Genomic DNA, 9891 nt, shown 5'->3' on the forward strand with positions numbered 1-9891 from the left:
TTCTATAATCCGGTGCGCAAGCACGTCAGGAACGGGATGCTGTCACCCGTGCAATTCGAACAACAGCAGATTTTGAATGTTCAAGGCGTCTAGAAAACTAGGGGCTATTCAATCGGTCCTAGGGGAAGCAGGGTATGTCGCCTGAATGCAAGACACGCGGCTTCTTCCTCTATGGACAGGTTCGATGAGCAGGCGGCTTTCGGATGGATGAAAGTTCCGCGACAGGTCGGGACCGATCTCTTCTAACCAAAATGATGCTATCAATGATCCTCACAGGCAAGTCCATTTCAATGGTCGACTGAAAGTGGGAGGAAGTTTATAAGATAGTGTTCGTGACTGTTGACAGGTGAATTTTGATGAAAATTGCGTTATTGGTGCGTGGGCCAATTCGACCAAATATAGAAGCTGTTTTATCAAAAGTGCGCGTGATTAAGAAAGAGATTGAAAGTAAATTTAACGACATTGATGTCTTCCTGTCGACATGGAAGGAAGATGTATTGGGAGTAAATGATCTTCTTCGAGGAAATGAAGTGGAGAATGTATTTTTTTTAAAAAAACCAGATGCGAAATTTGTGTATGAATATTTAAGGACTACTCATTTGAGCGGGGGGCAGACCGCATACAATGTTTTTCTTCAATATTACATGTCAAAAGTTTCGTTGGATTTAATATCGTCGTATGGAAATTACGATTTCATCGTTCACTCAAGGACTGATTTGTCAATTTCTCTCGGAGGAAGTTTAGAAAGCTGGTTTGTGGAGGGGGTTTATAAAACTATACATGTACCGGGCGTCGATAGTGGTTTCATCAATGATCAATTTTCTATTTCTGATACAAAAACAATGTTAAGTTCGTGGAATTACGAATCTCTAGAAAATCTTCGAGAATTAATTTCGAATTCCGAAATACCAGAGCACATATTGTGGAATATGATTGTTAGTAGAAACATAACCGCAGAGATATCGGGCTACGATGTGTGGGAACTTGATCCGAACCGGCATAAAAAATGAGATTCGGTATTTGTTAAATTGGACATTGGTGCTGAGTCGAAATCAAAGTAATGTGCCGTGCCTTCTCAGAAGCTGACCGGAAATGAGTTGAGTGATTTCAGCCTGATGAAATCCCAGTGGCCCTGAGCTGAAATCATCTGCGCGCAGTTTCGTCGCGACGATATGAAGTATGCTGGGTAACTGCTCACGTGGTTGGTCGTTGAAGTGCCGATCAGGCGAGTGCGAATTTGCCGTCGACGAGATCGCGGATAGCATCGAGGGCGGATTTTTCGGTGAGGCGTGCGGTTCCGGTAACGGAGCGATAGCCAGCGTGGATTTGTGCGCCCCAGTCCGATCGAAAACCATTGGTGACCTTGCGGAAGACGACCGAGGGACGGATTTCCCGCTCGGAAATATTATTGGTCGCCGGGATATCGCGGTTGGTGAGGAAGACGAAGAATTTCGTCCGTCAAGCCTTGATCTGTTTGAACAGTTACGACCAAGGTCCATCCTGGCCGTCACGTGCAGGTGCAGTCCATCATGGTGATCCAATCCAGCGTTGAGCAGGGGGGACTGTCAGGAATTTCGTGTGCGAGGCGTTGTTCAGTGACGACGTCCTATAGGTCGTCAAGCGATTTTGCCTCCATAACGCAAAAATCAGCGAAACCTCAGAATCAGGACAATAAATTTGTTTTATTATCAAAAAATATGGACCGAATCGGGGCTTTATGCCAATTTTGTCGTAGACTTAAAGTCCCAACAATAAGGTATATCTGTAATATTCCTAAAAAATAGAAAACATAAAATAAGGATTAAAATAAAAATGAGCGACAAAAAATATAAAGTTTCTGGGAATAGCGATTTAAACGTATGGGTTGATATGTTCGATGACATATTCAATAAATCTAGGTCAATATACTATGGAGTATTATCTGAATTGGTAAAAAATAGTGCAAAAAAAATAAATTTGTTTTTAGGGAGTTCTATAAATTACGATGTTATTCAATATTGGGATGATGAAAATATTCCTCCTGACGTTGAAATTTTTATGAATTCATGGAAAAATATTTATGGGCACAATTATAAAAGATATAATATGGAAACAGCAAAAAATTTTATTGAGGAAAACTTTGTAAGTGAATTCTTAGAGGCATTTCTAAAATGTTATCATCCCGCAATGCGAAGTGACTTTTTTCGGTTATGTTATCTGTATATTAATGGAGGAATTTATATTGATGCAGATGAGCTTCCAATAAAAGATCTTCCTATATTTAATTTGGAAAATAATAATGTTATTATGCTTCATCCATTCATGACAGGCTGGGTAGACGGTTTGTTTCAGCCGATCTTTTTTGAGAATTTTGTCGAAAATCACAAAAAATTTCCGAAATCTGAAGTGTATTTCAATAACGCGCCGATAATTTCGTCAAAGAGGAATAATATTATACTGCTGTCAATAATGAGAGCAAAAAATTTGATTTTGTCAGGAGCAGCAAAAAAAATAGGAATACATGACTCCACTGGTCCGTCCAATCTTTCTTCAAGTGTAGTAATGAGTTTTCTGAAAAGTGGGGCTTCTGGAGAACAGGCACATAATGTTATTGGTATTGATTGGAATGCATACGCGAGAACAGGAAGCGAAGAAGAGCTTTCATACAAAAGAGATCGCAGAAATTGGAGGAATGAAGACGTGACCCTGCCCCCTGAAATGCCCGCGATTTAAAGTAAGGTCCGTCTACTGGAGACGGACGACGAAGAAAGCACGTGTCACGCAGCAACAGGTTATCGGCATCCTGAAGGGGCATCAGGGGGGGCGACGGCTGCGGATCTGTGCCGCAAGCACGGGATCAGCGATGCGACCTTCTACACGTGGCGCTCGAAATATGACGGGATGGAGGTGTCGAAGGCCCGGCGGCTCAAGGCTCTGGAAGAGGAGAACGCCAAGCTGAAGCGACTCCTGGCCGAGAACGTCATGGAAATCTCGACGCTCAAGGAACTGCTGGTAAAAAAACTCGTGATGCCCGGTTTGCAGCGAGATGCCGTGATCTGGGCGATTCGGGAGAAGGATTACTCGCAGCGACGCGCCTGTTGGCTGATCGGTATGGATCCGACTTGGCGGTATGCGTCATGCCGTCCGGCCGAAGAGGCGGCACGGGTGCGCCTGCGCGCGTTGGCCGCAGAATGTCGGCGGTTCGGCTACCGGCGCCTGCATATCCTGCTCGGCCGAGAAGGGATGGCGATGAACCATAAGAAGCTGTTCCCGCTGTATCGTAACCGGCCGCTCATGACCGCCTCATGATCGGATTGCGTGGTTGCTAATTGGCGTGGAGCGTCGGTGGCGTTGGTCCGATGAACAGAAGATGCGGGTTCTATCCGAAGTTGGGGTGGACGGGGCGACGGTATCGGATATGGCCCGCCGTCACGACCTGACACGGCAGCATCTCTACCAATTGGCGGCGCTGGCTGCGTCAGCGCTCCCCCTGCTGGCGATCACGGTGCGCATTTTCTCCCGCTCGAGCGGGTGAACGACAAGACCGTCCCGTCAAGGCCTTGCGGTGCAACCCGTCCTGGCCGGGTGGAAATCCTGTTGCATAATGGCCGGTCGATCGGCGTTACGGGCGATCCTGGAGACGCATTGCTGGCGCGGATCATACGGATCGCGGAGATGGCATGATCGGCCTGACAGGAGAAGCGCGTGGTGCTGTGGCATTATATCGTGCTGGGAAAGCCGCAGCAGAACGGGTTTATCGAGAGTTGCAACGGCCGGTTCTGCGACGAATATCCGAACGAGCTGACCTGCTGTGGAACTTTCATCCAACGGAAAGTAGAGCCTCAGGGAAAGTTAAGCCCTTGGTTGTAGGGTGTGCAATGGGGCCAGGATCGGAGCCCGGGACGGGCGGAGATCCAGGCCCCATTGCCTTGAGCGTCGCGGCATGCGCCGCCGGGGTCTGATATCCCAAGGCCGAATGCGGCCTGGTGGTATTGTAATCGGTTTTCCAGGCAGAAATGACGGCGCGGGCCTGAGCTATGCTGGTAAAGACCGTCTCGTTCAGCAGTTCGTCATGCATCCGGCCATTGAAGCTCTCTACATAACCGTTCTGCATGGGCCGGCCGGGGGCGATATAGTGCCATTGCACGCCATGATCCTGTGCCCATTTCAGCACGACATTCGCGGTCAGTTCAGTACCGTTGTCGGATACGATCATCGCCGGCTTGCCATGCTGGACCATCAGCACCGTCAATTCGCGCACGACCCGTGCACCGGAGATGGAAGTGTCCGGCATGGCCGCCAGACATTCCCGGGTCACGTCATCAACGATATTGAGCACGCGGAAGCGTCTCCCGTTATCCAACTGGTCGTCAACGAAATCCAGGGACCAGCGGGGCATTCGGTCGGGCCGCCACCAGGATCGGCGCGCGCGTGCCGATCCTGGTGGCGGGCCCTACCATTTTTTTTCCCAGAAGCTCGCGCAGCGCCGCCTCGTTCAGAACGGACTCCGCCAGCAGTTTCTTCAGCCGCGCGTTCTCGTCCTCCAGCGCCTTCAGCCGCCTGGCCTCAGACACCTCCAGCCCTCCATATTTGGCCTTCCATTTGTAAAACGTCGCCTCGCTGACGCCATGACGGCGGCACACATCCGCCGTCCTGCTTCCGGCTTCCTGTTCCTTCAGGATGCCAATGATCTGATCTTCGCTGAAACGGCTGCGCTTCATCAGTCTGTCCTCTCAATGGGCCAGACTCTATTTCAAATCGGAGGAAATTCTCCACAACAGGTCACAACACGTAACGACAACAGAGCCATTTGCAATGGCGATTTGACGTGATTCAAGGTTTCCGGACTTGGGAGTCTTGGACGACGCGCCGCACACCGGACTACCGGTAGGCTGCTCAGGCTTCCGATAAAGAGTGTCATTTCCCGGAGACGGTACAGCATTGCGGTGCCACAAGATGACGGTATTATGTCCCGAAAAGCACACCGTTAGAAGGAAAAAAACTTGGTTGATCTATTCTCACGTTTGTTTAGGCGAAGACGCCACCTCATCGTACAGGCCGATGAGAATCGTGACCAAGGCAAGTCTGCCGAAGCAGCTAGGCTTTACCAAAAGATTATTGACGAGTGGGGGGCAAAGCCATCGCTGCTAATGCAGCTTGGCAATTCCTTAAAAGATTCAAGGAACTACGAAAAGGCTTACACGGCCTATATGCAGGTATGGGAAAGTGAGAATCGTAGCGCAGATGTTGCGCTGCAACTTGGACATCTTTTGAAGCTACAAGGCGATTTTGATAACGCAAAAAAATGGTATTCTCATTCGATTGAGCTTGATGGAAATGATAATAATCCTGCCCATCGTGAACTGCTATTTGTAAATGCAATCGTAGGTGGAACCGAATCTACTGATAGGCAGCATGATGATCTAGGAGTTCCTTCGGTCTCTTTTCCAGAAGAGGCGGTGCTTCGCCATTTCCGTACAGAACTTCAATATCGCCCATCCTGAAGAATGACTAAAACCCGAGTGCGATTTCTAAACAATTCTATTATTTACGGAGTGTGTCGGATGTGAATAATAAATATTACATACAAGTAGTTTTTTTTGAGAATTATCTCTTAAATTAAGAGTCTTTTATCGGGGAGTATTATGAAGATTTTGCTGGATATACAAGGGGCTCAGACTGAGAGTCGCTTTCGAGGAATTGGACGTCAAACCGCGTCTCTTGCTGATGCGATTATCAGAAATGCTGGGCCGCATGATGTTCATATTCTTCTGAATCACCGTCTACATGAGTCTCGTGAGGAACTATACAGAAAGTATTCTCAGGCCCTTCCGCGTGATAACATCCATATCTTTCAGACACCGGGAGGAACCGCTGAGCGAGATCCCGAAAATGGATGGCGCACGCTCGCTGCGGAATATATTCGCGAACATGTCATCGCGCGCTTGAATCCCGATATCCTGCACATGTCTTCTTTATTTGAAGGATATGTAGATGATGCGGTGACGTCTATTGGAAAACTTGATGCGAATTATATAACTGCAGTAACGCTCCACGACTTGATCCCACTTTTGGATCCTAAGCGTTATTTATCTGAACTGCGCCCTCGCCGGCACTGGTATCGGCGTGCCCAGTTCTTGAAGCGTGCCGACCTCTTACTCTCTGTCTCTGAACATTCCAAACGAGAAGCTGTTGACCATCTTGCGATACCCGAGGACAGGGTGGTCGTCATGTCCGCAGGCGTAGAATCTGATTTTCGGCCTGCGCGATCAAGTGATGCTTATAACGCCGACGTCCGAAGAAAATTCGATATTATGCGGCGGTTTTTTCTACATGTCGGGTCGGTTGATCCGCGAAAGAATGTTGAATACATTTTCCAGGCGGTTTCCAAGTTACAAGGACAGAAAGCGCAGAACTATCAGATCGTCTTTGCGGGACGCTTATTTCCGGAAGAAATTGCTCGACTGAAGATTGCTGCTGCACGAAACGGAGTGAACGCTTCGTCGCTACGCTTCTGCCAATTCGTATCCGAAAAAGAACTTGTCGAGCTGTACCAGACTTGCGATGCGGTTCTCTTTCCTTCAACTCATGAGGGTTTTGGATTGCCCGCTCTTGAGGGGATGGCATGTGGAGCGCCAACGTTTGTTGCAAACGCTACGAGCCTTCCAGAAGTGGTTGGTCACTCGGAAATGACGTTTGATCCCTATCAACCGCTTGACCTTACGCAGAAATTACAGAACATCATCGATCTCCCCGAATATGTGCATGACATCCGCGAAAAAGGTCTGGCACGGGCCGCGACTCTGACTTGGGACAGGTCGGCGCAGATTGCGATTGCTGCCTTTGAAAACACGAAGGCCGCCCAACCGCTTGAAAAATTACACTACTTCCAAGGTCTGTCGCAGCTAGAAGCCAAGCGTAAAAAGCGTATGGCATTTATTTCTCCTCTGCCGGGGGTGGAATCGGGCATAGCTACCTATTCGGCTCAGCTTCTTAAAGAACTGGCTTGCCATTATGAAATAGAGTGTCTTGGTGTTCCTGGCGAAGAGGTTAAGGACGAGTGGATACTGGCGAATTTCACTCTGCGTGACGTAGAGTTTTTTAAAAGAAATTATCGATCTTATGATGTCGTAATATATTCTGTGGGTAATAACTCTCTAACATCTTATATGATTCCTTTGTTGGAAAACTATCCTGGGTTTGTAATTCTACACGATTTCTTTTTGAGCGATTTTTTTGATTGGGCCAGCAATACGGGAGTTATGCCATACGAAGACTTTTTTCGTGTTCTGTATAAGACCCACGGCGCGACGGCGTTATTAGAGGAGCGGCGTAATGGACGTCAGTTTGCGGTCACCAAATTCGCTTGTAATGCTCCGGTGTTCGAGAACGCATTAGGCGTGATTGTTCATTCTTCATGGGCGATACATGCTGCCAAAAAATTGTACGGCCCTAGCGTCGCAGATCGGATGACGGTGATACCGCATCTGAAGCTTGTGCGGGGTTCCAAGTCGCGTGACATCGCGCGCGCTAAGTTGTCCTTAACAAAGGATGACATCCTCGTTTGTTCATTCGGTCATATTACTATAAGAAAACGAACTGATGAGATCGTTAACGCATGGCTTGCGTCGACAATTTCTCACCTCCCTAACGCGCGATTGGTTTTAATCGGAAGTATCGAGCAGTCGGATTACGGAAATCAGTTAAAAAGTCTCTGCGAAAAAAATAATATTCATATTACCGGCTATGCTTCTGATGAACTCTATCAATGCTACCTCGATGCTGCCGACCTTGCTGTGCAACTGCGCAAGGAATCTAGAGGCGAGACTTCGGGGACTGTGCTCGATGCCTTGTCCGCGGGGGTACCGGTTGTCATCGATGGGGATGGGCCGTTCACCGAACTACCCAAAAGTATTGTAGTGACTTTTGGTCGTGATAGGATATTTACGTCTCTGCAAAATATTTTTGAAAAATTTTCTGAAGATCAGGGAGTCTTTAAAGAAAATTCCGTTAATGGAATGAGCTATATTGATAAAATTCACGCCCCAAATGCGGTTTCTCGGAAATTTGTAGAGTTCTTTAATTCACGCGAAATGCGTAAACGCGCGAGTGACCAGAACGTAATTCAAGCGCTGGCCGATTTTAATGCGCCTGTAGTGCCCTCTGATGATGATTTTGATCGGATGGCAGTTGCGATGAACTTTGCAACACCTAAATTGCGCCTTCGGCAGATTCTTTATGATGTTACCGTATTAGCTGAATCTGATGCAAAGACAGGTATACAACGCGTGGTCCGCGGCATTTTGGCTAATCTGATAGAATCCCCGCCAGAAGGTTTTCGGATCGAACCCGTAAGAATGGACGGACATCAACTTCGCTATGCTCGTCAGTTCAATACGCATACGTTTGATATTCCAAGCTGGGTTTATCCGGATAGTCCCGTCGATTACGACGAAGGTGATATCTATCTATCGATCGACTGGGTTCCTGACCGGCTTATGAACATCGAAGGTTTTCTAGCTGATTTTCGTCGAAATGGAGGAAGGTCCATTATCTGCGTGCATGATCTTCTGCCTTTGGAGCAACCGCAGTTTTTTCCTGATTTTATGGAAATGCTTATGCAGCGTTGGTTTCAATGTGCGCTTAGAATTTCTGACCAACTGGTTTGCGTTTCTCAGACAACAGCTCAACAGGTTGCCTTTTTTGCCGACGCTATGGACCCAACGTTAGATCATGATGTTGCAGTAGATTACTTTCCCTTGGCAGCAGATATTGCAGCGAGTTTACCTTCGCAAGGTGTGCCGGAAAATGGTTTAAGTGCTCTGCAGAAAATTCAGGGCAACGTTACGTTTCTGATGGTTGGAACAATTGAGCCCCGGAAAGGGCATCGTCAGATATTTGAGGCGATGCGCCGGTTGTGGCGCGAAGGCGCGAATGTAAACTTGGTCATCGTCGGAAAAAAAGGTTGGATGATGGACGAGTTCTGTACCGAGCTTAAGGGGGCCCCTCAATACGACAAGAGCCTGTTCTGGTTCGACGGTATATCAGATGAGTTCTTGGAAAGACTCTACGAAGCTTCGACGGCCTTGATCGCCGCTTCAGAGGGAGAAGGGTTCGGGCTACCGATTGTGGAAGCAATCAAGCATGGTAAACCGTTGATAGCCCGCGATATTCCGGTCTTTAGAGAAGTAGCGGGGGATGACGCCTTTTATTTCTCGGAGTCGAACCCCGACGACACGGCGAGACGCTTGAAGGAGTGGATTGCCCTCTATACACGTGGGAAGGTGCCCGAATCGAACGGAAGGCGAATTTACACATGGAAGGAGGCGACTGAAATTCTCATTGATCGCATATTTTCGTCAAAGCATTATTTGAATATATGTGCAGAAAAAGACGAAAATTATAAATTAACTTCCGATCATTGTGCATCGCAGACCGGTGCGGCAAGGTAGTTGGTATAGTTGTGGAGAGGTTTGAGGTCGAAGGTATGACCGACAGCCTCCCTCCCAAAGCAAAGTCATTGAAAAAGTGCTAAGGCTTGCGTTCACGGCCAAGCCCTAGGACCGATCGACATTCAGGCCATCCAGATCATGGCTGAGGCGAGGTGAACGAAGCCGAGGAAATGGATGGTGCGTCGATCATATCGAGTGGCGAAGCGTCGGAAGTGCTTGAGGCGGTTGAAGCACCGCTCGATACGATTACGCAGCCTGTAGGCCCTGGCATCGTGCGAGATGATGACCTTTCGGGTCGAATTGCAAGGAATGACCGCTTCTGCGCCCCTCTGAGCAATGAGGGCACGTAATACCAACGGTTATAGATACAGACCTGTGTGAGCCCACTTTCTGAGTCCGATCGACCGGATGGTGTCAGGCAGGGCGGCAAAATTATTCCAAGCGGAACAGGCGGCGTCGA

At 48.2% G+C, this 9891-nt stretch carries 6 protein-coding genes and 3 pseudogenes; 7 read left to right on the plus strand and 2 right to left on the minus strand.

The features are described 5' to 3' along the window. The first annotated feature begins 356 nt into the window (after positions 1-356). Complete coding sequence (locus tag HLH21_RS16630; RefSeq protein WP_182944871.1) at positions 357-1010, plus strand: hypothetical protein; 654 nt, start codon at positions 357-359, stop codon at positions 1008-1010. Positions 1011-1221: 211 nt separating this feature from the next. Here HLH21_RS16630 and HLH21_RS16635 read toward each other — a convergent pair. Beyond that, positions 1222-1458, minus strand: a pseudogene (locus tag HLH21_RS16635) (IS66 family transposase); the annotation flags it as partial. Between the two features lie 354 nt (positions 1459-1812). Here HLH21_RS16635 and HLH21_RS16640 point away from each other — a divergent pair. The 4 genes and pseudogenes from HLH21_RS16640 (at position 1813) to HLH21_RS17285 (ending at position 3849) form a co-directional block, all read left to right on the plus strand. Next, the gene (locus tag HLH21_RS16640; RefSeq protein ID WP_182944872.1) at positions 1813-2712 is read left to right on the plus strand and encodes a glycosyltransferase family 32 protein; all 900 of its coding nucleotides are present in this window, start codon (positions 1813-1815) and stop codon (positions 2710-2712) included. 61 nt (positions 2713-2773) lie between these two features. Further along, positions 2774-3273, plus strand: a pseudogene (locus HLH21_RS16645) (transposase); the annotation flags it as partial. 76 nt (positions 3274-3349) lie between these two features. After that, positions 3350-3514, plus strand: a complete 165-nt coding sequence (locus HLH21_RS17280; RefSeq protein ID WP_220789873.1) for a hypothetical protein — start codon at positions 3350-3352, stop codon at positions 3512-3514. Between the two features lie 191 nt (positions 3515-3705). Continuing rightward, positions 3706-3849 (plus strand): integrase core domain-containing protein, encoded by a 144-nt coding sequence (locus tag HLH21_RS17285; RefSeq protein WP_373319671.1) that lies wholly within the window; start codon positions 3706-3708, stop codon positions 3847-3849. Here the strand turns inward: HLH21_RS17285 and HLH21_RS16660 are convergent. Next, positions 3800-4700 (minus strand): annotated as a pseudogene (locus HLH21_RS16660) (IS3 family transposase). The gene HLH21_RS17285 and the pseudogene HLH21_RS16660 sit on opposite strands and share 50 nt — an antisense overlap. Positions 4701-4982: 282 nt before the next feature. On the opposite strand from HLH21_RS16660, the gene HLH21_RS16665 reads away from it, so the two are divergent. Both HLH21_RS16665 and HLH21_RS16670 read left to right on the plus strand, forming a co-directional pair. Continuing rightward, entirely contained in the window at positions 4983-5483 is a 501-nt protein-coding gene (locus tag HLH21_RS16665) for a tetratricopeptide repeat protein (protein WP_182944874.1), read from the plus strand. 141 nt (positions 5484-5624) lie between these two features. Next, the gene (locus HLH21_RS16670) at positions 5625-9431 is read left to right on the plus strand and encodes a glycosyltransferase (RefSeq protein WP_182944875.1); all 3807 of its coding nucleotides are present in this window, start codon (positions 5625-5627) and stop codon (positions 9429-9431) included. Positions 9432-9891 lie beyond the last annotated feature (460 nt).

Origin of the sequence: Gluconacetobacter johannae (assembly GCF_014174305.1) — a bacterium.
GTDB classification, from domain to species: Bacteria; Pseudomonadota; Alphaproteobacteria; order Acetobacterales; family Acetobacteraceae; genus Gluconacetobacter; species Gluconacetobacter johannae.

Excerpts from the sequence above, each read along its gene's own strand:
- HLH21_RS16630 (WP_182944871.1), top strand. The coding sequence starts at position 357 with ATGAAAATTGCGTTATTGGTGCGTGGGCCAATTCGACCAAATATAGAA.
- HLH21_RS16640 (WP_182944872.1), top strand. The coding sequence starts at position 1,813 with ATGAGCGACAAAAAATATAAAGTTTCTGGGAATAGCGATTTAAACGTA.
- HLH21_RS17280 (WP_220789873.1), top strand. The coding sequence starts at position 3,350 with ATGCGGGTTCTATCCGAAGTTGGGGTGGACGGGGCGACGGTATCGGAT.
- HLH21_RS16670 (WP_182944875.1), top strand. The coding sequence starts at position 5,625 with ATGAAGATTTTGCTGGATATACAAGGGGCTCAGACTGAGAGTCGCTTT.